This window comes from Mangrovivirga cuniculi (assembly GCF_005166025.1).
Taxonomy (GTDB): Bacteria; Bacteroidota; Bacteroidia; order Cytophagales; family Cyclobacteriaceae; genus Mangrovivirga; species Mangrovivirga cuniculi.
Map to the genome: position 1 here is coordinate 197,049 of NZ_CP028923.1, position 25,174 is coordinate 222,222.

Annotated in this window: 25 protein-coding genes; 14 read left to right on the top strand and 11 right to left on the bottom strand. The window is 35.4% G+C overall.

Annotated features, from left to right (window positions below; genetic code table 11):
• Positions 1-48: 48 nt before the first annotated feature.
• Both ruvX and DCC35_RS00905 read right to left on the bottom strand, forming a co-directional pair.
• Positions 49-417 (bottom strand): Holliday junction resolvase RuvX, encoded by a 369-nt coding sequence (ruvX, locus tag DCC35_RS00900; protein ID WP_317128966.1) that lies wholly within the window; start codon positions 415-417, stop codon positions 49-51.
• 3 nt (positions 418-420) lie between these two features.
• Positions 421-1,179, bottom strand: coding sequence for an iron-sulfur cluster repair di-iron protein (locus DCC35_RS00905; RefSeq protein WP_137089007.1), 759 nt, complete (start codon positions 1,177-1,179; stop codon positions 421-423).
• A gap of 135 nt (positions 1,180-1,314) precedes the next feature.
• Between DCC35_RS00905 and DCC35_RS00910 the strand changes: the two genes are divergently transcribed.
• A complete protein-coding gene (locus DCC35_RS00910; RefSeq protein WP_137089008.1) occupies positions 1,315-2,952 on the top strand; it encodes a S41 family peptidase in 1,638 nt (545 codons plus the stop codon).
• Positions 2,953-2,991: 39 nt separating this feature from the next.
• Positions 2,992-4,152 carry a homogentisate 1,2-dioxygenase gene (locus tag DCC35_RS00915; protein WP_137089009.1) on the top strand — a complete coding sequence of 387 codons (1,161 nt, stop codon included), beginning with the start codon at positions 2,992-2,994 and terminating at the stop codon, positions 4,150-4,152.
• Between the two features lie 72 nt (positions 4,153-4,224).
• Here DCC35_RS00915 and DCC35_RS00920 read toward each other — a convergent pair whose 3' ends face one another.
• From DCC35_RS00920 to DCC35_RS00930, 3 genes are all read right to left on the bottom strand, one after another.
• Positions 4,225-4,956 carry a 1-(5-phosphoribosyl)-5-[(5-phosphoribosylamino)methylideneamino]imidazole-4-carboxamide isomerase gene (locus DCC35_RS00920; RefSeq protein WP_137089010.1) on the bottom strand — a complete coding sequence of 244 codons (732 nt, stop codon included), beginning with the start codon at positions 4,954-4,956 and terminating at the stop codon, positions 4,225-4,227.
• Between the two features lie 73 nt (positions 4,957-5,029).
• Positions 5,030-5,725 carry a response regulator transcription factor gene (locus DCC35_RS00925; RefSeq protein WP_137089011.1) on the bottom strand — a complete coding sequence of 232 codons (696 nt, stop codon included), beginning with the start codon at positions 5,723-5,725 and terminating at the stop codon, positions 5,030-5,032.
• A complete protein-coding gene (locus DCC35_RS00930) occupies positions 5,712-7,385 on the bottom strand; it encodes a sensor histidine kinase (protein WP_137089012.1) in 1,674 nt (557 codons plus the stop codon). The genes DCC35_RS00925 and DCC35_RS00930 overlap by 14 nt, the downstream gene beginning before the upstream one ends.
• A 194-nt stretch (positions 7,386-7,579) precedes the next feature.
• Here DCC35_RS00930 and lysA point away from each other — a divergent pair, with 194 nt between their 5' ends.
• Positions 7,580-8,815, top strand: coding sequence for a diaminopimelate decarboxylase (gene lysA / locus DCC35_RS00935; RefSeq protein WP_137089013.1), 1,236 nt, complete (start codon positions 7,580-7,582; stop codon positions 8,813-8,815).
• Here the strand turns inward: lysA and DCC35_RS00940 are convergent.
• On the bottom strand, positions 8,812-9,162 hold the full coding sequence (locus DCC35_RS00940) for a hypothetical protein (protein WP_137089014.1): 351 nt from the start codon (positions 9,160-9,162) through the stop codon (positions 8,812-8,814). The two genes, lysA and DCC35_RS00940, sit on opposite strands and share 4 nt — an antisense overlap.
• Positions 9,163-9,243: 81 nt before the next feature.
• Here DCC35_RS00940 and DCC35_RS00945 point away from each other — a divergent pair, with 81 nt between their 5' ends.
• Positions 9,244-11,739, top strand: a complete 2,496-nt coding sequence (locus DCC35_RS00945; protein ID WP_137089015.1) for a bifunctional UDP-N-acetylmuramoyl-tripeptide:D-alanyl-D-alanine ligase/alanine racemase — start codon at positions 9,244-9,246, stop codon at positions 11,737-11,739.
• Here the strand turns inward: DCC35_RS00945 and DCC35_RS20525 are convergent, their stop codons facing one another.
• Positions 11,740-11,892, bottom strand: coding sequence for a hypothetical protein (locus DCC35_RS20525; RefSeq protein WP_175402673.1), 153 nt, complete (start codon positions 11,890-11,892; stop codon positions 11,740-11,742).
• 34 nt (positions 11,893-11,926) lie between these two features.
• Here DCC35_RS20525 and DCC35_RS00950 point away from each other — a divergent pair, with 34 nt between their 5' ends.
• Genes DCC35_RS00950 through DCC35_RS00970 form a run of 5 tightly spaced genes read left to right on the top strand, consistent with a single transcriptional unit; the run spans position 11,927 to position 17,270 of the window.
• Entirely contained in the window at positions 11,927-13,717 is a 1,791-nt protein-coding gene (locus DCC35_RS00950; protein WP_137089016.1) for a MutS-related protein, read from the top strand.
• A 30-nt stretch (positions 13,718-13,747) separates the two neighbouring features.
• Positions 13,748-14,890, top strand: a complete 1,143-nt coding sequence (locus tag DCC35_RS00955; RefSeq protein ID WP_137089017.1) for a 5-(carboxyamino)imidazole ribonucleotide synthase — start codon at positions 13,748-13,750, stop codon at positions 14,888-14,890.
• Positions 14,887-15,390 (top strand): 5-(carboxyamino)imidazole ribonucleotide mutase, encoded by a 504-nt coding sequence (purE, locus tag DCC35_RS00960; RefSeq protein WP_137089018.1) that lies wholly within the window; start codon positions 14,887-14,889, stop codon positions 15,388-15,390. Before DCC35_RS00955 ends, purE begins: the two co-directional genes overlap by 4 nt.
• Positions 15,391-15,396: 6 nt before the next feature.
• Positions 15,397-15,720 (top strand): hypothetical protein, encoded by a 324-nt coding sequence (locus DCC35_RS00965; protein WP_137089019.1) that lies wholly within the window; start codon positions 15,397-15,399, stop codon positions 15,718-15,720.
• Complete coding sequence (locus DCC35_RS00970; protein ID WP_137089020.1) at positions 15,720-17,270, top strand: hypothetical protein; 1,551 nt, start codon at positions 15,720-15,722, stop codon at positions 17,268-17,270. The genes DCC35_RS00965 and DCC35_RS00970 overlap by 1 nt, the downstream gene beginning before the upstream one ends.
• A 6-nt stretch (positions 17,271-17,276) precedes the next feature.
• Here the strand turns inward: DCC35_RS00970 and DCC35_RS00975 are convergent, their stop codons facing one another.
• The 4 genes from DCC35_RS00975 to gpmI form a co-directional block, all read right to left on the bottom strand.
• Positions 17,277-18,248, bottom strand: coding sequence for a TerC family protein (locus tag DCC35_RS00975; RefSeq protein WP_137089021.1), 972 nt, complete (start codon positions 18,246-18,248; stop codon positions 17,277-17,279).
• A 140-nt stretch (positions 18,249-18,388) separates the two neighbouring features.
• The gene (locus tag DCC35_RS00980) at positions 18,389-20,194 is read right to left on the bottom strand and encodes an ABC transporter ATP-binding protein (RefSeq protein WP_137089022.1); all 1,806 of its coding nucleotides are present in this window, start codon (positions 20,192-20,194) and stop codon (positions 18,389-18,391) included.
• Positions 20,195-20,773 (bottom strand): hypothetical protein, encoded by a 579-nt coding sequence (locus tag DCC35_RS00985; RefSeq protein ID WP_137089023.1) that lies wholly within the window; start codon positions 20,771-20,773, stop codon positions 20,195-20,197.
• Between the two features lie 97 nt (positions 20,774-20,870).
• On the bottom strand, positions 20,871-22,403 hold the full coding sequence (gpmI, locus tag DCC35_RS00990; RefSeq protein WP_137089024.1) for a 2,3-bisphosphoglycerate-independent phosphoglycerate mutase: 1,533 nt from the start codon (positions 22,401-22,403) through the stop codon (positions 20,871-20,873).
• A 155-nt stretch (positions 22,404-22,558) separates the two neighbouring features.
• On the opposite strand from gpmI, the gene DCC35_RS00995 reads away from it, so the two are divergent.
• The 5 genes from DCC35_RS00995 (at position 22,559) to DCC35_RS01015 (ending at position 25,174) form a co-directional block, all read left to right on the top strand.
• The gene (locus DCC35_RS00995; RefSeq protein WP_137089025.1) at positions 22,559-22,960 is read left to right on the top strand and encodes a DUF4783 domain-containing protein; all 402 of its coding nucleotides are present in this window, start codon (positions 22,559-22,561) and stop codon (positions 22,958-22,960) included.
• Complete coding sequence (nadC, locus tag DCC35_RS01000; protein ID WP_137089026.1) at positions 22,957-23,817, top strand: carboxylating nicotinate-nucleotide diphosphorylase; 861 nt, start codon at positions 22,957-22,959, stop codon at positions 23,815-23,817. Before DCC35_RS00995 ends, nadC begins: the two co-directional genes overlap by 4 nt.
• Before the next feature lie 191 nt (positions 23,818-24,008).
• Positions 24,009-24,482: a YcxB family protein gene (locus DCC35_RS01005; protein WP_137089027.1), complete on the top strand. Its 474-nt coding sequence runs from the start codon at positions 24,009-24,011 to the stop codon at positions 24,480-24,482.
• A gap of 27 nt (positions 24,483-24,509) precedes the next feature.
• Positions 24,510-24,701 (top strand): hypothetical protein, encoded by a 192-nt coding sequence (locus DCC35_RS01010; protein ID WP_137089028.1) that lies wholly within the window; start codon positions 24,510-24,512, stop codon positions 24,699-24,701.
• A 2-nt stretch (positions 24,702-24,703) separates the two neighbouring features.
• Positions 24,704-25,174, top strand: coding sequence for a regulatory protein RecX (locus DCC35_RS01015; protein ID WP_137089029.1), 471 nt, complete (start codon positions 24,704-24,706; stop codon positions 25,172-25,174).

Consider the following 25,174-nt stretch of genomic DNA (forward strand, 5'->3'; position numbering starts at 1 on the left):
ATAGTTAAGATACAGACTCAAGGTATTCTTGAAGTATCAATACGGCACTTACCTTATCAATGTTTTCTTTTTTCTTCTATCCTTTTTTTTAGATCCGGCAGCAATCATAGATTCCATAGCCCTGACCGAAGTAAAAGCTTCATCCACTTCATAAACAGGCATTCCGGGAAATTGCTTTTTGAGAGTAGTAATAAATCCTTTGCAGTGCTGGGTGTTGTTTGTCGGTGATCCATCTTCTTTATATGGAACTCCAACCACAAATGCTTCGACGTCTTCTTTAGAAAGGTAATTTTTTAAATAATCTACAACGTCTTTTGAATGAACTGTATCCAGGCCGGTTGCAATTATTTTTAATGGGTCAGTTACTGCGAGGCCAACCCGTTTAGTTCCATAATCGACAGCTAAAATTCTCGCCATAGATCAGTTTGACCCTTTATTATCGGAAAGCATTTTTTTAACTTCCTTTTCCAGCATCAAGGCTTTTGGAAAAAGAATTTCATCTTCTATTGACGCGTGGATCTTCAATTCTTTTTCAAAAGACTGCAATTCTTTCATGATTACATTCATGTGAATGTCACTTTGATCTTTCAAATCAAAATTGTTAGTAATCTTCTTAAGTCCCTCAAGCTCATCTTCATGAATCTCGTGATCAACAGCATATTTTCTAACGGAATGTTTCTCCAATTCAAAAAACAACTTAGCAGCAGGAAGATCTCCGGAAACTACTTTTTGAAGTTTGGTTATATAAGTAAAAAGTGTGTCCTCTTCCTGATAAATATGGTGAATAAAATCTTCGACAAATATGGGATAAACGAATTTCAGATCCTGAATGATCTGTTCGTGTTCAGGCTTAACTTTTTCAGCTCCTCTAAGAAGACTTGATATATAAGGCAACCTTCTTTTAATAAAAATATGATGAGCGTGTTTTAAATATTCAATAATAAGATCTACAGGTAAGGTAAATAGCTTTAAAGACTCTATACTGTTGTCATCCTTATATTTCTCAAGCTGACTGATGACTTTTTCAATTAAAAGCCCCCGGTTCTTACATACTTCCTCAAGGGTAAGTTCAGGATATTCATAAAACCTGATACCGAAGTCATTAAGAATTGAAGCAAAAATATGATTTGCTCCTACTAATTCATTTAAAGTCTTATACTTGTATATTTTGTAGTCCATTATTTTGCAAAGATAATGTATAATATAGATAAATAACTGACTTAAGTCACCTCTTTAACAAACTGTTGTGGTTTGAATGCGTTAAATATTTACTAAATATGTAGATTTGTTATAGTGCTTTAGAATTAAATATATATGCTTAAGGAGAATAAGTCAAGAAATAAAAAATTTGTCAGGCTTCCGATATACCTAGCAATTGCAGTGGTAGCGGGGATGTTTATGGGTACTACATTAAGTAGTAGCGACTCAACACCAATCAGCTTTAAGCCGAAATTAATGGGTGACAAAGTGAGGGAAGTGATGGCACACATTCAAAAGCATTATGTTGATGATGTTAACGAAGATGAGTTATCAGAAAAGGCAATACAGGCCATACTTTCAGATCTGGATCCACATAGTGTATATATCCCCAAACAGGATGCAGAATTAACAAAATCACAATTTGAGGGTGCTTTCGAAGGAATCGGAATTGAATTTACAATACTAAATGACACTCTCACTGTTGTGGCTCCATTAATTGGTGGGCCTTCTGAATCAGCTGGAATTATTTCAGGTGACAAAATAGTGACTGTTGACGGTGATACTATTGCCGGAACAGGCTTAACCAATCGTGATGTTTTTGAACTATTAAGAGGAGAAAAAGGATCAGAAGTGACCTTAGGCATCAAACGAAATGGAAAATCCAGTCTTCTTGATTTTACTATTGAAAGAGATGAAATACCTCAATATACAGTTGAGTCTGGCTATAAAATAAACGATTCTACAGGCTATATAAAGGTTACTCGCTTCGGACTTGAAACGTATAATGAGTTTGAAAAGAAGGTAAGGGAATTGAAGATGAAAGGAGTCAAAAATCTCATTGTAGATCTTCAGGGAAACCCCGGGGGAATCATGAGTTCGGCAGTAAATATGGCAGACGAGTTTCTCGAAGAGGACAAAATGATTGTCTATACAGATGGCCGGATTGATTCATACGATGATGAATATAAATCTACTTCAAAAGGGTTATTTAAAGATATGCCGGTTATTGTACTGATAGATGAAGGTAGTGCTTCAGCTTCAGAAATAGTCGCTGGTGCTTTACAAGATAATGATAGAGCATTGATAGTTGGAAGAAGGAGTTTTGGTAAAGGGCTGGTTCAAAGCCCGATAAGATTGAAGGATGGAAGTACTATCAGGTTAACCATATCAAGGTATTACACACCAAGCGGACGATCCATTCAAAAACCATATAGCGATAATTCCGAATACACGAATGATATAATGGACCGGTATGAAAATGGTGAATTCTTTTCTCCTGATAGTACCCAATTAAATGATTCATTAGAATACAAAACGCTGCATGGCAGGATCGTCTATGGAGGCGGAGGCATTATGCCAGATGTATTTGTTCCATTAGATACTACCAATACAGCTGAAGTTTTAAATAACTTGATTTATAAAAATATTCTTTCTTCATACGTTATCTCTTACCTTGAAGAAAACAGGGCAGAGATCAAAAAAATGGGACTCGGAAAATTCATTAATGACTACGAAGTCTCTGACAAAATGATTAACGAGCTAATCATTAAAGCCCAAAATTCGGAAATGGAAGTAAAAGATGCAGAAGTAATAGAAGCATCTGACTTAATTAAGTTACATATTAAAGCACAGATTGGTAGAAATATCTGGCGTGGTGATGGTTATTACCCTGTTATCAATCAAATGAACGAATCATTACAAACTGCTTTAAAACTATTGCCAGAGGCTGAAAAGCTTAATGATAAATTGTAACTTTATATTGATATATTAAACAACAACTAACCCCTAATTATGTCTTACTATTACAAATTGGGAGATATACCTCATAAAAGGCATACTCAATTCAGACAGCCTGACGGTTCTTTGTATGAAGAAGAATTGGTAAGTAGTATCGGTTTTTCGGGAATTTATTCATTGCTTTATCACAAGCATCCTCCTACTAAAGTTATTAGAGTGGGAGATCCTGAGCCTTATAAGGTAGAAATGCCAGAGGAATCTCCATTACTTCAAACACATTTAAATACTTCCGGACTGAAAACCACCGGTAAGGATTATTTAGATTCCAGACTTACTCTATTAAAAAATAAAGATTGTTCAATGTCCATCTGCATGCCTGAAGAAAGAAGTATGGATTACTTCTACAAAAATGGTGAAGCAGATGAAATCGTGTTCATCCACGACGGCTCCGGAACTTTGATTTCTCAATTTGGTAAAATTGAAGTTAAGCCGGGTGATTACGTAGTAATACCAAGAACGACGATTTATAAGTTCGATTGGGAAGACAAACCATTAAGGTTATTGATTATTGAGTCAAACAGCCCCATAGAAACTGTCAAACGATACAGAAATGAAATGGGACAGTTACTTGAGCACTCTCCATACTGTGAGCGTGACATCAGGCCACCTGAGGAACTTGTACATGAGGATGAAAAAGGCGAATATCTTATTAAAGTAAAAAAAGACGGATACTTACATAATTATTATTACGAAAACAGTCCTCTTGATGTAGTTGGCTGGGATGGTTGTTTGTATCCTTATGCGTTGAGCATCCATGATTTCGAGCCCATTACTGGAAGAATACACCAGCCGCCGCCGGTTCATCAAACCTTCCAGGCCGCAGGATTCGTAATTTGCTCGTTTGTGCCAAGATTATTTGATTATCACCCGGAAGCAATTCCTGCTCCTTATAACCATAGTAATATTGATTCTGACGAAGTGTTATATTATGTTGAAGGTAACTTCATGAGTAGAAAGGGTATTGACAGAGGATCATTTACGATGCACCCCGGCGGGCTTCCACACGGACCTCACCCAGGTACAGTAGAAAAGAGTATCGGCGCCAAAGAAACACACGAAATTGCTGTAATGCTTGATACTTTTGGTCCTTTATATGTGACAAAAAAAGGAATGGATTACTTCGATAAAAATTATCCAATGAGTTGGAATGAATAATCCTTGAAATAATTATAAACTAAAAAGGAGGCCTAATGACCTCCTTTTTTTTATTTCTTACTAATCTGATCTTTATACTTTTCGGGATATAAATTTCTCAAGATCTTTTAATTTAAGTCTGTCCTCATAAAAAGCTTTTCCAAAGAACACACCATAAACCCCAATATCTTCAAGCTTTTGAATATCATCAACTGAACGAACACCACCTGAAGCAAATAGCTTAAGATCAGGAAACTGCTCAAGTATTTTTTCATAAAGGTGTATTGATGGTCCTTCTAAAATACCATCTTTGGCAATATCTGTTGTCTTAACATACTTTAAACTATGGCGATAAAAATAATCAATATGCTCGATGAGATCAGTTTTGGTGCTGGTCTGCCATCCTCTGATTGCTATTTTACCTTTAAGTGCATCAGCACCCATTATGATTTTCTCTCTTCCGTAGCTGATTATCCATTGAGCAAATAGGTCAGGCCTTAGAACAGCAATCGTCGCAGCAGTAATAGAAACAGCACCGTACTCAAAAGCTTTAGTTACATCACCATCAGTGTGTAATCCTCCACTAAAATTCACTTTTAGATCTGTGTAAGAAGCTATTAGCTCCAGAGTATCATAATTAACCGGGGTTCCTTTTTGAGCACCTTCAAGATCTACAAGGTGAATTGTATCCAACCCGGCATCTTCAAATTGCTTGGCTACATCCAAAGGAGAAGCCTCATATTCTCTTTTTTTGTCAAAATTACCCTGCTGCAGGCGAATTGTCTTTCCTTTAATAACCGATATTGAAGGAATAATTTTTATCATAATGTCAGTTTTATATCTTACAAAACTAACATTTATTCGGATATCTCCTTAAAAGATTTTCTTTTTTTCTGCTCTATTCTTTCAATTCTATCAATTTAAACCCCTCTCCATGAACAGTTAGAATCTGAACTGTATCGTCTGGCTTAAGCATTTTACGAAGTTTAGCAATATAAACATCCATACTTCGGGCATTAAAATAGGAATCATCTTTCCATATTCTGTTCAACGCTACACTTCTGTCTAAAGTCTTATTTTTATTTTGAACAAGTAATTTTAAGAGTTCAGCTTCTTTAGTGGTAAGCTTGGTTGTATTTCCCTTAAAGTTTAGCATCCGTTGGGTATAGTCGAATTCGAAATCTCCGAATTTCATTTCTTCTGAACTCGAATCAATTTCAGATGCCCCGCTTCTTTTTAAAATATTATTAAGTCTCAACAACAGTTCTTCCATACTAAAAGGCTTAGTGATATAATCATCAGCACCAATCCTTAAACCATGAAGAGTATCCTCTTTCATTGATTTTGCAGTCAAAAATATCACTGGAATATCTCTGTCAATTTTTCGGATCTTTTCCAACAGAGTAAACCCGTCCATTTTTGGCATCATGATGTCAAATAAACAAGCATGATACTCTTCCTTTTTATAGGCTTCTAAACCCTCTTCTCCATCCCTGCACAAGTCAGTTTCAAAACCCTTGATTTCCAGATATTCTTTCAGGATCTGCCCTAAATTCGGATCATCCTCAACGATAAGTAATTTATATTTGCTCATTGTATAGTGGTAAACTTATTTCAAATGTACTTCCTTTTCCTGGTTCACTTTTTACTATAATATTACCGCCATGTGCATTAACCATGGTTTTAACATAGGTTAATCCTAAACCAAAACCTTTTACATCATGAAGGTTGCCAGTAGGAACCCGGTAAAATTTTTCAAATATTTTATCTATTGTATCCCTGGTCATACCAATACCATTGTCAGAAACTTTTATTCTCACATCTCCATTCAAATTATAAGTTTGAATAGAAATTTTAGGTTTGGCAGGTGAATATTTATTAGCGTTATCCAACAAGTTGTGAATAATATTAGTTAAATGAACTTTATCAGCATAAACTTTGTGCTCATTTGCTTTGAGAGCAAGTTCAATATTACCTTTCTTTTTCTCTACCTGGAGATTGATATTATCCAGTGCTTTCGAAATAACCTCCTCAACATCCACAATATCTTTCTTGAGCTTAATGTCTTCTTTCTCCAGGGTCGCCATCTGCAAAACCTTTTCGACCTGTGTCCCTAATCGATTGTTTTCATCCTTTATAATTCTCAGATATCGATCGTGAAATTCAGGGATCTTTCTTATTTCAGGGTCCTGGAGCGCTTCACATGCAAGAGAAACAGTAGCAATTGGTGTCTTGAACTCATGAGTCATGTTGTTGATAAAATCATTCTTGATCTCACTGATCTTCTTCTGCCTGATAATTATAAACAAGGCATATCCGAAACAAATCAGGATTATAAATATCAAAACGCCGGATGATCCCAATGTAATTGCGCTTTGCTTCAATAGATAGCCTGTTTCGTTAGGAAAATAAAGATATAGAAAACTAGCTTTCCCTATAATGTCATTAGGAAACAGTTTAGTCTTAAAATTCGATTCAAGTAAATTTTCCCTGTTTGAGGTATGTGCAAACATGAGTGTATCCTGGGAAATATTAGAAACACCATATTCATAATTCAGATCTATGCCATTGTTACGAAGCTCTGCAGCTAAAAGACTATCAAGTTCTTCAGGCTTTATCCTGTTAGTTATTGTCCTTTTGCCGTAAAAAAGTTCATTTAAAACAACCTTGACCATATCTGATTTATTTAGTGCTCTTGCCAGTTTAATGTCGTAATCCTGAACTTTATTTTTTAAGCTGTCAAATTGATCATAGAAATTGAGAATTTCTTTCTTGAGAGTGGCTTCATCATCATTTCTATTAAGGAAAACCTCTTTCTCCATTTCAAGATTAAATGAGCCGGTTCCATCACTAAAGGAATACTCAAAGCTTGGCTGGCCCTTGATAGATCCAAACGTTTTATTCTTTTCGGGAAACTTTATCTCCGCCTTTGGTAAAGGAGCAATTGTAAAAGAATCGGTTTCTCCGGATAAAAAGAATTTTATCGAATAATCAAGGCCGGTATAGGCATTATATAACATTTCCTGTTGCTCCAATTTCTCGGCAACATTATTCAATGCCTCCTGTACTTCCTGGTCAAACCGCTGCTCATTGATCGATAACGAATTTTTGATCCAGTATAACTGAAATGCAATTAATGCAGACAGTGCTATACTCATCAGCAGGATAATAACTATTAATGTTCTTCTCTTCTTCATTCCTTCAATTACCAAAACGAATTTATCTGCACCGGAGTTATCCCCTGAACAGAGCAATTGATTTTAAAATTAAGCCCTTAAAATCACTGTTTTATCCATTTAACAATATTTAACCCGCATTGAAAGAATGAGCAAAATGGTTAAAAGGTTGTTTAAAGCCAAAAACCATTTCCTTTAATAAACCATCTATTCAAAGTTGAGTTTGTTTTATTAGGGTCTATCGATGTATTTTTGCAAAAAAATTTGATCAGATGCAATTAAAAAATAACACCTACCAAATTCAGGGCATTGATGTTTTGGACATCTGCGAAGAATTTGGAACGCCAGTTTACGTATATGATTCGGAAAAAATCAAAGAAAGGTATGATTCACTAAAAAGTGCTTTTAGTGGACAACCTGTAAAGATTAAATATGCGGCAAAAGCTCTGACAAATATCAATGTATTAAAATACATCAAGAAGCTTGGGGCTGGTCTTGATGTAGTATCTATTCAGGAAGCACATCTAGGAGTTAAAGCAGGGTTTGATCCTTCTGATATAATGTTGACCCCGAATTGCGTTTCATTTGATGAAATAAGGGAAGCAGTTGACCTTGGGGTACAGATTAATATTGACAACATACCCCTTCTCGAGCAATTTGGTCATGAATACGGTGATAGTGTGCCTATCTGTGTTAGAATTAATCCACATATTATGGCTGGCGGAAACGCAAAAATCTCCGTCGGACATATTGACTCTAAATTCGGTATTTCAATACTTCAAACCAGGCATCTGTATAGAATAGTTGAAACTCATAATATCAGAGTAAATGGTGTCCATATGCATACCGGATCAGATATCCTCGATGCTGAAGTATTTTTACGAGGCGCCCAGGTAGTGTTCGATATAGCTAAAGAATTTAAAAATCTGGAATTTCTTGATTTTGGAAGTGGATTTAAAGTCGGTTACCGTGATGGAGATGTAACCACTGATGTTTTTCTTTTAGGGAAAAAACTCGGTGATGCAATCGACAAATTTGCCGAAGAATATGGTAGCAAGCCAGAAATATGGTTTGAACCGGGTAAATATCTTGTTAGTGAATCAGGGTTTCTGTTCGTAAAAACCAATGTGATAAAAACCACACCTGCTACTGCTTTTGTTGGAGTAGACAGCGGGATGAATCATTTGCTACGACCTATGATGTATGATGCTTATCATGACATCATTAATGTATCTAATCCTGAGGGAACAAAAAGAGTATATTCTGTGGTAGGATACATTTGTGAAACTGATACTCTTGGATGGGACCGGGCACTTAATGAAGTAAAAGAGGGAGATATCCTGGCTATAAAAAATGCCGGTGCATACAGCTTTTCAATGTCTTCCAATTATAACTCAAGATTCAGACCTCCCGAAGTAATGGTTTACAATGGGAAGGCAAATTTGATTAGGAAGAGAGAAACATTTGATGACCTGATCAGAAACCAGGTAGAAATTAGTTTTGATTAAAATGAAAAATCAAAATCAAAACTGATATCAATATATTCTGACAATTTAATTTTTGAAAGGACATTTAAAAAGAAATTATAAGAAAGTGGAGACACTTCTTCTTCACTATTTTCCTTTAATTTCTTTTTAGCTTCAACAGCTTTTTGTTTATCTGTTACTTCATTTGAAGTATTCTTATCGGTACTCTCCACTTGCTGATATAAGCTATCAGATTTTAAATGGATAGATTCGATGGTTGTGTTTGAAAGTTCTTTCGCAAACAATTGGTTGGTATTAATTCTTGCCCCTGCAAGAATCAAAACCACAGCAAATACAACTAATAATTTTGGCTTTATAGATTTGTGCATGTTTAAAATTAACAAACATTGTGCAATTTTAAAGTGAAATATTGAAATTTTACTCGCTAATAATCTAAAATTTTCGATTGAATGCCTGATATCAATAATAACGAGAATAATATTCCCTTTTCTAACCTTGAGAAAATTACTGATGGTAAAATTCTCAAATTAGACATTGAACAAAGAAGTGTGAAATATTTAATTACTGATAGTCGCAGGCCAATAATACATTCCGAATCTGTTTTTTTTGCAATAAAAGGGAACAATCATGATGGTCATGACTATATACCTTCAATGATTAACAATGGAATTAATCAATTTATTATTGAGGATAAAACTGCTATAAAGCATTTCGAGAGTAATGATTTTAATGTTTGTCTTGTAGATAGCTCAATAAAAGCATTACAAGATCTTGCATCTTATAAAAGATCATTAACTAAATCACCTATTATAGCTATTACCGGGAGCAATGGAAAAACAATTATTAAAGAATGGATCTCTCAATTACTCTATGATTCAGAAAAAGTAATACAGAGTCCCATGAGTTATAACTCTCAGATTGGTGTACCGATATCAGTTTGGGGAATAGAATCATTTCATACTGTTGGTATTTTTGAAGCTGGAATTAGTCAACCCGGGGAAATGAAAAAATTGGAAAAAGTAATTAAACCAACCCATGGTATTTTTTCTAATATAGGCTCTGCTCATGAAAGTAACTTTCATTCTATAGATCAAAAAGCTGCTGAAAAGGCTATTTTATTTCAAAACTGTGAACGGATAACCTATTGCAAGGATCATGAAATAATTCATAATGCATTAATTAATTATGACAAATCAAAATTAAACGGTTGGTCAGCTATAGATGAAAGCAGTAATTATTTTGTAGCCTATGATAAGACCGAGGATAATTTTACAAACATCACCATCCACCACCATAAAAAGAAATCGATTTTTACTGTAAAATTTACAGACCCGGGAGGTTTAGAAAATATAACTCATGGCCTGGTTTGTCTTCTGGATATGGGTTATAAAAGTGATTACTTAAAAAATCAATTACCCAGAATAAAAGAAGTTGATATGCGTCTCACAATTAAAAGAGGCATTAATCAATCTTTTATAATTGACGACACCTATAATAATGACATGGCTGGCCTGGAAGCAGCTCTTTCCAGGGTGAACCAGTTTCCCAATGTCGACAAAAGAATTGTCGTGCTATCGGATATCCAACAGAGTGCAGCTACGAAAGAAAAACTTTATGAACAGGTGAGCAACTTGTTAGAATCTTTCAAAGTTGAGATGGTAATAGCCATTGGAATTGAAATAACTCAGTATTTAAATTATAAATCCGGAGAGAAAATTTCATTCCAAAATACTAATGAGGCTCTGAATAATTTTGCCTGGGATGAAATTGAAAACTCACTCATTGTGGTAAAAGGAGGCCGGGTATTTCAGCTTGAAAAAATTGTACGGCGACTAGAGAAAAAAATCCATGGGACTACACTGGAAATCAACCTTTCAGCACTTACCAACAATCTCAACTTTTACAGGAGCAAAATCAAACCAGGGGTAAAACTTATGGTTATGGTAAAAGCTCTTGCCTATGGAAGTGGGGCAGTAGAAATTGGTAAAATTCTTCAGTTTCACCGTGTGGATTATCTGGCTGTTGCCTATCCGGACGAAGGAGTTAATTTAAGGAGAAACGGAATCTACCTACCTATAATGGTGATGAATCCTTCTCCTGAAAGTTTTGATATGCTTCATCGCTATGACCTTGAGCCAGAGGTTTATAGTCTCTCTTTTCTTAAAAAGCTTGACACTTATACAAAAGAAGAAAAAAAGTCATTTAAAGTGCATATAAAACTGGATACAGGAATGCATCGACTCGGGTTTAATACAGAAGACCTGAAAAAAGTAATAGAAATTATTTCTGCTAATAAATACATTCGTGTAGCAGCTGCTTTCAGTCATCTTGCCGGAGCTGACAGTTTTTCACATAATGAATTCAGCAAACAGCAAAATAATCAGTTCGGAAAAATGTCTGAAGTACTGATAGATGGGCTTGGGCATGGTATAATAAGACATCTTTGCAATTCAGCCGGTATAATCAGATTCCCGGAATTTCAATACGATATGGTGCGGCTAGGAATCGGATTATATGGCGTTGAAGTTACTGAGATGGAACAAAAAAACTTACTTCCCATCAGCAAACTAAAAACAATAGTATCACAAGTCAAAGAAATTAAAAAAGGACAGACTGTAGGATATGGAAGAGCCGGAGTGGCACAGAAAGACATGAAAATCGCTACAATTGCTATTGGCTATGCCGATGGTTTCAGCAGAATATTTTCTCAGGGAAACGGTTCTGTCTATATCAAAGGTGTCAAAGCTCCTGTCTTTGGTAATGTTTGTATGGATATGACCATGGTGGACGTCACTTCAATTGAAGATATTAAAGAAGGAGATGAAGTGGTGGTTTTTGAGACAACCGAACAGCTTTTAGAATTAGCTGAAGCTGGAAAAACAATCCCGTATGAAATTTTAACAAATGTAAGTGAGAGAGTTAAGCGTGTGTTTCAATCGATTTGATCAACCTCCACAACCCATTAACTTACGAAGATCAAAATCATCAGGCAGATTATCTAAGCCTTTAGGATCTTTCTCTTTGTTTTTCTTTTGGGATGAAACTTCCTCTTTTGACTTATTTTGAGCCTTTTTGGATTTCTTTTTACTATCTTTCATGGTTTATCTAACGCAATAAATAAAGATTCGATCAATGAAATTTGATAATAGTCTTAGTTATTTCAAAAGTCAAATTGAAATAGCAGATACCAAACTTCAATCATTAAGAAAAAAAGATAAGCGATTAGCATTTCTCAGACTCATCTCATTTTTAGCAGTTATCGGTTTATCGGTTTATTTTATTTCTAATTCTGAAATGCTTGTTTTCTCAATAATGCTATTTATTGCATTAATTGCATTTGGATATTTATTGAAGAATCATCAATTCATAAGAAACACAATACAATCAATAACTTTATTAAAAGAAATTAATCAAACGGAAATATCCAGATTGAAAAGAAAGCTTTCTGATATTCCGGGTGGTGATTATTTTTTTAACCCTAAGCATCCTTACCATCAGGATCTGGATATTTTCGGGAAAAACAGTCTTTATTCTTTAATTAACCGAACTACCTCAAAGGAAGGTGCTGAATTACTTGCTCACAGACTATCCAATGGAATTACTGATAATAGTAAAATAACAAATACGCAGGAAGCTATTAAAGAACTGGCACCAAGAGTCGATTGGAGGCAAAAGTTTGAAGTATTGGGGCAATCAATTGAAGAAAATCAAATTCCCGATAGTGAATCTTTAAAGACTGAAAAAATATCGACCTTCAGAAAGGTCATTCAAATATTTCTAAACCTACTCTTGCTATCGAATATTATTCTGGTAGCTCTGGATATAACAGATGTGAGGTTATTAATATTGAATATAATTGTCAATATTATTTCTACCTACACTTTCATATCTAAGACAGTCAAGCCAGCTAATGATGCAATAGTATTTTCAACAAAACTGAATAAATATAAAAACATCTTCAGGCATATTGAATCTGAGAACTTTGAATCTGAATTAAATAAAGAATTAAAAACGCGATTATATTCTCAAAGTATCTCAGCAGGTAAAAGTCTTGAGCAATTAGGTTCTATTGGGTATTGGTTAGAAAACCGGGGCAATCAGCTCTATCAGATTATTAATGCCCTATTTAATATTGATCTGTTTATTTTTATCCGATTACACAGGTGGTTTAAAAATTACCGGTCACATATTCCTGAATGGTTTCAAGTGATGACGGAATTTGAAGTGCTTAATAGTTTTGCCGGATTTTATTATGAAAGCGAAAGTTCTTATTCCTTTGCCGAAATCACAGAAAAACAATACTGTCTTGAGATAAAACAGGCTGCTCACCCTTTATTAAAACCAGGAGAAACTGTAAAAAATGATTTTTCTATGGAGGGAACAGGAGCCATTGGCTTAATCACTGGCAGCAATATGTCCGGGAAAAGCACTTTTTTAAGAACTTTAGGCGTCAATATGGTTTTAGCTTATTGCGGAGCACCTGTTATAGCTGAGAAGTTAGTCGTTTCGAGAATGCAGATTTTTACATCGATGAGGACTCAAGATTCGTTAACAGAGCACATTTCTGCTTTCTACGCAGAGCTTTTAAGAATTAAGGCTTTATTAGATGAAATTGAAAAAGGCCAGCCGGTATTTTATTTACTGGATGAGATACTTAAAGGAACTAATTCAGATGACCGGGTATCGGGTTCGTTGGCATTGATAAAGCAATTAATAAAGCTTAACGCTATGGGATTGATCGCAACACACGATCTTCAGTTAAGTGCCCTGGAAAAATCTTTACCGGAAATGGGTAATTATCATTTCAGTAGTGAAGTAAGCGGAAAGAGTATTAATTTTGACTATAAATTAAAAGAAGGTCCTTGTGAAAGCTTTAATGCAAAAGCATTAATGAAGAACATGGGCATTCAACTCGAAGATTGAGCAGTTTTAGTTATATTAAAATTTAAAGTAGTGGAAAAATTTTACCAACAATTTAAACTTGGAGTATTAGGCGGAGGACAGCTGGGAAGAATGTTGATCCAGTCAGCAATTGATTTCAATATCGATGTTCATATAATTGATCCGTCACCAAATGCTCCTTGCGCCAATATTGCTACCTCTTTTACCACAGGTGACTTACAGGATTTTGATGCCGTCTACAACTTTGGCAAAAATTGTGACGTGGTTACAATTGAAATTGAAAAGGTAAATACTGAAGCACTTAAAAAACTAAGAGACGAAGGAGTGCAGGTTTTTCCAGAACCTGAAGCGATCGAAATGATCCAGGATAAGCGTATTCAAAAAACTTTTTACAAAGAAAATAACATACCGACATCTCCATTTATTCTAATAGATAACAAAGACGAAATAAAAAATCATACTGATTTTCTTCCTGCGGTAAATAAGCTCGGTAAAGATGGCTATGATGGAAGAGGCGTTCAGGTAATTAAATCTGAATCTGATATTGAAAAAGGATTTGACAGACCTGGTTTATTAGAAAAGTTTGTAGACTTTGAAAAAGAACTCGCTGTTATCGTAGCCAAAAATTCAAAGGGAGAAATTAAAGCATTTCCTCCTGTTGAACTGGTTTTTCACCCTGAGGCAAACCTTGTAGAATATCTTTTTTCACCGGCAGATATATCACCAGAGATTTCTAAAAAAGCAGAAAAACTGGCTATGAAGGTTATTGATAAAGTGGGTATGACTGGTTTATTAGCTGTAGAAATGTTTCTGACCAGTGATGGTGAGGTTTTAGTAAATGAAATCGCTCCACGAACTCACAATAGTGGTCACCAGACAATTGAAGGGAACACAGTAAGTCAGTACGAACAGCACCTCAGAGCTATATTGGGAATGCCTTTGGGTGATACAGACATTCGGATTCCTTCTGCAATGGTCAATCTATTAGGTGAAGAAGGGTATACGGGAGAAGTTGAAATTGAGGGATTAGACGATGCTCTCGCTACCAAAGGAGTTCATTTCCATCTTTACGGAAAAAAAGACACTAAACCATTCAGAAAAATGGGCCATATTACGGTAACCGATGTGGATATTAAAGCACTAAAAGATAAAGCACTTAAAATTAAATCAATAGTAAAAATTAAAAGCAAATGAGTCAGGTAGGAATAATAATGGGCAGCAAATCAGATCTTCCTGTTATGAAGGAAGCTGCTGAAATTTTAGAAGAGTTAGGAGTAAGTTTTGAGATCGATATTGTTTCTGCTCACAGAACTCCTGAAAAAATGGTTGATTATGCTACTACTGCTCGAAAACGCGGACTAAAAGCTATAATCGCAGGAGCAGGTGGTGCAGCTCATTTACCAGGTATGGTAGCCTCGATGACCTCTCTTCCTGTTATCGGTGTTCCGGTAAAATCCAGAAATTCAATTGACGGATGGGATTCGGTATTATCTATTTTACAAATGCCTGGTGGAATTCCTGTTGCTACAGTCGCTTTAGATGGAGCCAAAAATGCCGGAATTCTTGCTGCAAGTATTGTAAGTACCTTTGATGATGAAGTTGCTGCTAATCTCGATAAATATAAAGCGAGCCTGAAAGAAAAGGTATTGAATACGGCTGATGAGTTAAAACAATCGGGTTATAAAAACATTTAATTATTAATGGATTCTGGCAAATTTATCTGGCTGATTTTTGCTTTGCCATTTTTAATTAATGGCCAGGATTACTATGATGACCCCGGAGATAAATATCAAAAATATTGTGAAGATTGTGTTATAACTCTCAACCAATTACCATCCACTATTGAATATGGCCTGACAGGCCATGGTGATAGCATATTTTTTGTAACCAATGAAAAAGAATGGTTTTTTGAGGAGTTAATCACCTCTTCAAAGGATGGTCTTGTGGTTGATGTGGTTAGTAAAGAGCTTTATAAGTGTGGGGAAAAAGTAGGTTACTCACAACGTAGTCTCCATCGGGGATAATGCTTCCACCGGTTTATGAAGATGATCTTAAAGAAAGAATTGAACAAAGAGATAATGGATATTATTATATCTATCTTGGTTCTGCCAGAGATATAAAACTGGAGTCTGATAATCTTGAATACAACCTAATTATTTTACAAAAGGGGTATCATTGTTTTTACAATACGTTTTATGATTTACCTCCACCTAACTGGAAACTTCCCCTTTCATTTTTCAGGGTTCAGGACGATACGGTATTCCTTACAGAAAAATATAAATGGACAGGTAAAGACACAGTCAGGTTCTCAGTTCCATTTGAAAAAGCAAAGAGTAGCATTAACAAACTCGCTTTAAATAAGCTGTTGTTTAATCTAAACCTTTTTCAAAATAATATTGACAGCGTTGTTATCTATGGATTTGCTTCTATTGAAGGTAGTGAGCAGCGAAATAAGATACTACAAATTAACAGGGCAAGGTCTGTAGCCGGATACATAAGGGGCTATTCTGACAACAGATTTCCAGTTGAAATTCTGACAGAAGAAAACTGGGCACAATTTTACAGAGATATAAGCAAAACATCATGGGCCTATTTGGTTGGAAAGCCTAAAACAACCATTCGAAACTATGTCAATGCAAATAGTGGAGTTTTTGAGCCAATTTTAAAAAATCACAGAGCTACTGTCGTTGACTTATACCTCAGTCCACGAGAAACCGAGATAAACAATTATGATAAAATTCCTGAAGACTTTTTTCAGTATCCCCCAACTCCCAGCAAAGTCGATGGAATTTTAGATTACATTAAGAGAAAAAACATTTCCATTGAAAACCTTCTGGGAAAGGTATTTGACGAAGCCAGAGAACCCTATAAATGGCTAAATGAAATAGTGTTAACAACACATTTTCGAAATGAAATTCCTGTAAAAGAGGCCTGGTGGTATTTTGAAAGAGCCGGAAATTATGGAGAACTCCCAAATTGGTATAAATACAACATTCTGAATTTAACCTGCAAGCTATTATTTCATGGTGATAATTTTTCTACTATAGAAGAACGAAAACATTTTAACCGATTAGATGATGTACCGGATAGTCTTGTTGAGCAGGCTTATTATAAAATCAGATTAAACAAATTCTTACTAATGGCCGAAAGAGCCAAGCAGCAAAAGGATTATAAAGAACTTGACCTGATACTTCAGGTATTAGAAATGACCCTCAAAAAAACTGAGCTTACTCCTAAAGAAACTCAACAAACAGCACGGTTTCTGGAGTACTTTGGTTTTAGTGAAATGGCAATAGATGTACTTTCAGAATATGCATATCAACAAGGAGTCAATCCGGGTGTGGTAAGCGATTACATTGCCTTTACAATTACAAGAGAGGCTTTTATGAGAAGTCCTGCATACAGGGAATTATTGAAGCGATTTTCACAAAGGGAAAAATCCTTATTTTGCAGGTTGTTTAATTCTTATAAAAATGGAGGCATTAGTTTCCAGCTCCTTGAAGACAGATACCTTAGAGACCTGTATTGTAAAAGCTGCAGTTCTCCAGAAATAATAGAAAGTGATGGCAATTAAAAAGTATTAGGATTTATTAGCTAATTTCTTTGGAAGAATAACAGACATTACAACTGATAAGAGCATCGTTCCAATAATAATGATAAAACTAACTACCGGCTCTATTAGTGGTTCTTCTCCGGGCTCTTCAAACCATGTCAGTAGCATCTTAACTCCAATAAATACCAAAATCAAAGAAAGACCTTTTTGTAAAAGATAGAATTTATCCAGAATACCCGCCAGGAGGAAAAACATCGCTCTTAAGCCTAGAACGGCAAAAATGTTCGAGGTATAAATAAGAAACTCATCAGTAGTAATTGCAAAAGCTGCAGGTATAGAATCTACAGCAAAAATCAGGTCTGTTGTTTCAATAAGTATTAAAACCAGAAATAAAGGAGTAAAGAATAATGCTCCATTTCTTATAATATAAAATTTACCTCCATAATTACCTTTAGTAATTTTAAGGTGCTTTCTGGTAAACTTAATTATCGGATTCTTCTCAGGGTTAATCTCGTCATCCTCGTTTTCGAAGAGGAGTTTAACCCCGGAATAAATAAGGAATATCCCAAAAATATATAATATCCAGTGGAACCTCTCAACAAGGGCTGCACCTACAAATATAAATACACCTCTAAATATTAAAGCACCGAGAATACCCCAGAACAGGATCCTGTGGTAATGTTTCTCTTTTACCTTGAAATATCTTAAAATTAAAAGAATAACAAAAATGTTGTCAAGGCTCAAGGCCTTTTCGAGAAGATAAGCTGTTAAATAAAGGAAGAAATTCTCTTTGGAGGAATATTGTTCAGTACTGTATTCAAAATATATGAGCACACCAAAAATAAGGGATATTATAACCCAGAAAATAGTCTGATACAGCGCACTTTTAGTACTTATTTTGTGGGATGACTTGTTTAGAACACCCAGGTCAATTACTAAAAACCCAATAATTACTACTGAGAAAATCCCTACTAATGTGTAATCAACTTCCTGAAACATAAAAAATCTTTACAACTTCGATCACGGCCTTACCTAGCTTAAAAAGTTGTTAATTATTTAACTCCTGGCTGAGAATGGATTATGATTATCCTCGCAAGATACAATAATAATTGAATTATCAATGTTTTTTTATGACTTTTTTAATCTTGAAGCTGTAATTGAACTAGATTTCGATAAACACCCTGATCTCTCTGTTTTAATTCTTTATGCGTACCACTTTCTGCTATAACACCATTCTCAATAACAAAAATATTATCAGCCTTTTTAATGGTTCCCAACCTGTGGGCTACAATTATAGTTGTACGATTCTCCATTAGTTTTTCTAGAGCATCTTGAATTAAATATTCAGACTCCGCATCTAAAGCACTGGTGGCTTCATCTAGTATTAATAGTTTAGGGTCCTTTAATATCGCTCTTGCTATAGCTATTCTTTGTCTTTGTCCACCAGAAAGCTTCACACCACGTTCTCCGACAAGGGTGTTAAATCCTTCAGGAAAAGAATTAATAAAATCTAATGCATTAGCCTTTTTGGCTGCCTCAACAATAGCTTCATCTGATGCTTCCGGGTTACCATAGCCGATATTTTCTCTAATTGTACCACCAAACAAAATAACTTCCTGAGGCACTACGCCAATCAAAGACCGGTAAGATTCCAGATCGATGGATTGAATATTTGTTTCTCCAACACAAATCACTCCACTATCGGGATTATAAAACCTCATTATAAGTTGAGTGATCGTTGACTTTCCTGCACCACTCGGCCCTACCAATGCAACTTTTTGTCCCGGGTTGATTCTGAAATTAACATCTTTCAGAACCTCCATTTCTTTCCGGGTAGGATAAGCGAATGAAACATTTTCAAATGAAACTGAAAGCTTGGTTTCTTTAGTTATCTTATTTTCATCTTCTGTTCGTGAAGGCTCACTTTCTTCATCAATGATTTCAAGAACACGTTCAGAGGCACCAACTGATCGTTGAATTTGAGGTATAATATTCCCGATTCCTGCAATTGATCCTCCCATAAATGCAGTAAAGAAAACAAAACTAGTGAGGTCTCCCATGCTTATTACTCCATCCTGAACAAGAGTGGCACCATACCAAATCACTCCAATTATACCTCCCATCATAAAGAAAATTATAAAAGAAACAAAAAGTCCCTGGTATGTTGATGTTTTAATTGCAATGCCCACTAATTCCTTTACAGACTTGCCAAACCTTGAATATTCGTACTTTTCATTCACGAATGCCTTTACTGCATGAATACCATGCATACTTTCGTCTGCAATTATATTAGTTGCAGCAAGCTTGTCCTGTGTTTTTCGTGACATTTTTCTGATAAACTTGCCGAAAATCATTGCTACGATAATTATAAGCGGAAATGTAGCAAGCATAAATAAGCTAAGTTGTGGTGTCATTATAAATATGATGACAGTACCAACCACTAAGGTTATTATTTGTCTGAAAAACTCTGCTAATGTAGTTGTAAAGGTAGTCTGGAGCTGAGAAATATCTGCAGTTAATCTTGAGACCAATTCTCCCACACGATTTTTATCATAAAAACTCATCGGTAGCGAAAGAAATTTCGAAAATAAAGCCTTTCTTAAATCGGCCATTCCCCGCTCACTAAAATTTGCAAACAGATATATTCTTAAAAATGAAAAAATACTTTGAACAAAAAGTATTCCCAAAAGCAATAAACCGAGATTTGTAATGCCCTTCACAAACCAGGTATTTACACCCTGGGCCTCATCCACGATCTTACCGATAACATAAGGTAAAGCCAATAATACACTAGATGAAACAAAAAGCGTCAGCATCCCTAAAATGAAAGTTTTCTTATAGGGAAGTACATATTTAAATACTCCGTAAACCTTACGAAGATTCTTCTTATTTAATTTTCTCTTTTCCCCTTCTTTAAGAGGTTCTCTGAATCTACCCTTCGCCATCTATTTATTAATACTTGCTTTTATACTATATTCATTAATGCCTCTTAAAGACATATCCTTCTCTTCAAAATAAAAGTAATTCCTCAGTCTTTTACTCTCAGGATCAAAATCCAATTCAATTACTTTTTCTGTGTGATAAAGAATATTTTCATCGCTGATTTCAGCACCTATGTGAGTAATCCGGTCACCTTTTAATTCAACAACAAACTTTCTTAAATTAAAATATGAGGTGTCAGTAACAATATATGTTCGTTTTTCGAATCCGCTATTCAGCTTCTCAATAGTGGAGTCAACTGCTTTAGCTCTAAAAATCTTTTCAGGCTTAAATTCTGAGAGGAAGCCAAGCTCCTTTTTCCAGTTAATTTCTTCAAGCAATACAGTTTCCTCCTTACTATTATAAGTAACTGTTTTGGTTACTTTCAGATCTTTTTCGGGGAGAATTTCCCGGTTTAAAGAATCCAACAACTGTAACTGGTGGGTAATAGGATGAACTTTATAAGCAGAGTAAGTATCCGATTTTTCCTTCGAACACCCGACTACTGTTAATATTAATGCAAATAATAAGAAACGTATTGCCATGCCTTAATAACCTGTGCCGATACAAATAAGTTGCAAACTTACAATAAAAATAAAAAAAGCCCGATCAACGGGCTTTCTGATTTTATTAATTTCTTAATTACTGACTTACAGGTTCTTTTAATAAGACATCACCGGTCATTTCTTCCGGGATATTAAGATCCATCAATGTTAAAATTGTTGGGGCAAGATCACCGAGTTTACCATCTTTCATTTTGACAGGAGATTTACTCACATGAATAGAAGGTACCAGGTTAGTGGTATGTGCCGTATTTGGAGACCCGTCTTCGTTGATCATATAATCGCTATTTCCGTGGTCAGCAATAATTATAGAGTCATAACCATGGTCAAGACCTGCTTCTGCCACTTCTTTAGCACATTGATCAACAGTTTCACATGCTTTCACTGCTGCGTCAAAATCACCCGTATGACCCACCATATCCGGGTTTGCAAAGTTCAGACAAATAAAGTCAGTTTCTTCATTCTTGATTTCTTCAACTATAGCATCAGTTATTTCACGTGCACTCATTTCTGGTTGCATGTCATAAGTTGCTACTTTTGGAGAAGGAATTAATATTCGTTTTTCACCATCGAATTCCTTTTCTCTGCCACCAGAAAAGAAAAATGTAACATGAGGATATTTTTCTGTTTCTGCGATACGAATTTGTTTTTTACCCTGGTCAGCCAGAGTTTCTCCGAGTGTTTTTCTAAGATTATCCTTTTCAAAGATGACACGCACTCCTTCAAAAGTATCGTCGTAACGAGTCATCGTCACATAGTGTAAATCAAGTTTATGCATATTCTGCTCAGGAAAATCTTGCTGAGTAAGAGCCATTGTAATCTCACGGCCTCTATCTGTTCGGAAGTTAAAACAAATTACCACATCTCCTTCTTCTATAACTGCCTTGGCTTTAGATCCGTCATCAGAAGCTATAATTGGCTTAATAAATTCATCTGTTACTCCCTCATCGTATGATTCTTTCAAGGCAGCTAAAGGATCCTTGCTGATTTTCCCTTCACCCTTCACCATTGCATCATATGCCAGTTTGACACGCTCCCAGCGCTTATCTCTGTCCATTGCATAATATCTGCCAATAATAGAGGCTAACTCTCCGGAAGTGTTTGATAAATGATCCTGAAGTTCTTTTATAAACTCTTGTCCACTTTTTGGATCAGTATCTCTACCATCTGTGAATGCATGAACAAAAACATCCTTCAGACCATATTCATCAGCGTAACTTACTAACCCTTTCAGATGATTGATGTGCGAATGGACACCACCATCAGAAACAAGGCCGATCAAATGAACTTTTTTATTATTCTTTTTAGCATAATCGTATGCCTCATTTAATACATCATTTTCCTTAATTTCTCCCTCTTCAATGGATTTGTTGATCTTGACCAAATCCTGATAGACAACCCTTCCGGCACCAATATTCATGTGGCCGACTTCAGAATTACCCATTTGTCCTTCCGGTAATCCTACTGCCATTCCGGAAGCATCCAGTTTGGAATGTGGATATTTTTCAAATGCACTATCCATAAACGGTGTATTTGCCTTGGCAATTGCAGACACTTCAGGATTTGTTCCCAGTCCCCAGCCATCGAGAATCATCAGGATAACTTTTCTCATATCAGTAGATTATATTTATTTTTAATGTAAATTTAGCAATTCGGATTCAGCAATTTTAATTTAATAGTGCCAAATTCCTTAGTTCTATTTGTTTTTTGCAACTAACTGGCATAGTTTTAGCTGAATTATGAAGATGACAATATTTTTAAAATTTCATGTTTAAAATTAAACATCTTTTTTACGGGCTAGTGTTATTTTTTGCTGCTTCAAATGCGATAGCTCAAAACGGTGCTGCATTAAATAACATTCAGGAAGCCATTAAAATTGGATCTTCGAGGGAGTTGGCAAAATATCTCAGTAACAACGTTGAGATCAATTTTGATAACGAAAGTGCTATATATTCCCAAAATCAGGCGGAGTTTGTGCTCAAGGAGTTTTTTATGAAATATCCTCCCAGGGATTTCCAGGTTAGTCACCAGGGCTCTTCCAGCAAAGGCCAATTACGATACGCTATAGGAAAATATATATGCGAGGACACAAGTTTTGTTGTCCTTATTCGCATGAAGAATATAGATGGTGAATATATTGTAATTAACCTGACATTCAATAAAGAATGATGGATTACCTTACCAAAGAATCAATTAATACCTTTATTTCTGCTGCATTAAAAGAAGATGTAGGGAATGGCGACCACAGCACTCTTGCAAGTGTTCCTAAAGAGGCAAAAGGAAAGGCTCAGCTTATTGTTAAAAATAACGGTGTTATTGCTGGCATTGAAATGGCAAAGCAGATCTTTAAATATTTTGACTCCGATTTAATAATACACTCAATAGTAGATGATGGTGCCCCCGTAAAGGAAGGCGATATTGCTTTTACTGTTGAAGGTAACGCCCGTTCTATCTTAACCACTGAGAGGCTGGTATTGAACTGCATGCAAAGAATGAGTGGCATTGCAACTTATACAAGAGACCTCAACGATCTTATATCGCATACTGAAGCAAAGCTTCTGGATACCCGGAAAACGACTCCCAACTTCAGGCTTTGTGAAAAATGGGCTGTCATAATTGGTGGTGGAAAAAATCACCGCTTCGGTCTTTACGATATGATCATGTTAAAAGATAATCACATTGACTTTGCAGGCGGCATCGATGAAGCTATTATTGCAACAAAAAATTATTTAAGCAAAAAGGGCCTGAACTTAAAGATTGAAGTTGAAACCAGAAATCTGGATGAGGTTAAACAGGTCTTGCAACATGATGGAATTTATTCTATCCTGCTTGATAATATGAATCCAGCAGAATTAAAAGATGCGGTAGAATTAATCGACGGCAAAGTTGTTACTGAAGCCTCAGGAGGCATAACAGAAAAAACTATTTCTGAAGTAGCCGAAAGTGGTGTTGATTTCATTTCCGTTGGTGCACTGACCCATTCAGCCGGAAGTATGGATTTAAGTTTAAAAGCTGTAGATGAGTAATCGATCTAAAAGAAATCTAATCACAGTATTTATAAATGCTATACTGGTCACTATCATGGTAATTTTCTTTTTTATCAATGTGTGGGATAATCAGGCGAACAATATCAAGCCTAATTATTTTATCAACCAATACAATGGAAAAAAGCCATTATTTAGCTAGTTTTGCCATCCGTTAAAGAGTAATATTCAAAATGTTAATAAGAACAAGGAAATACCAATTACCAACTAATACTTATATCAAGTTGGGAATGGTTAATGTATTAAAAGAACAGTGGTGGGTATTTTTAATCTATCTCACCATCAATGCCGGAGCTTTAATCTTGCCATCCTGGTGGTGGTTTATAGGATCAACCATCGCTTTAGTCCTTTATTTGTTATTCTGGTTAATACAATTTGCCGGCTTAACTCAGCATGAACAAGGTAAAATGCTTTTCGAAAAGTTAAGCTATGAAATCACCTCACAACAAATACTTGTGAAAATCAGCACAAAGCAGGGAATGCCAATAAAGTGGGATATGCTTAAAAAGGCAGAAAAGAAGAAAGATTCTTTTGTCTTATTCGTCAATAAAGCTCAAATTATTCACTGGCCATTTAAGCTGTTCAAATCTGAAGGTGAAATAAAATTCATCGAGGCAATACTAAAAAGAAAGAATTTAATTAAATAAATTAACCGGGTAACACCCGGTTTTTTTATGGCTGAACGAATATTTCTTTTTTTACTCGGACTTTTACTTGCCAGCCCTGGCCTGCTTACTCTTTATATTGTCCGCAAAAATCCCAGGGCATTTATACGGGAAGGATTTACCGCTTATTTGAAATTAATTCTGATAATAGCGGGCTTTGCCCTGATGATCATTTCTCTATTCGGATACTTTGCATCATAATTATGACCGACCTTATTATCAAAGAAGCTCTGATTAAATATTCCAGATACTGCGCCTGTCGTGAGGTATGTGCCACAGATCTTAAGAAGAAAATCCTTATGGATAAAAAGTTACAAGTCACATCATCGGAAGTAGAAAAAATCATAGACCAATTAATTGACGAAGGTTTTATAAACGAAGAGCGATTTGCTTCAGCTTTTGTTAATGATCATTTCAGGTTTAATAAATGGGGTAAAATCAAAATACGCTACCAATTAAGATCTAAGGGAATTCAAGAAGATTACATCCAAACTGCTCTCAACACAATTCCTGCATCTGATTACAAAGAGCTACTGAAAGAGCTTGCTTTAAAAAAATGGGATAAATTAGCATCTGAAGACGATATTCATAAAAAAAGAATGAAATGTGCTAACTACCTTTCTTCAAGAGGATTTGAATCTGATTTGATCTTCAGTGAACTAGAAAAGCTTTAA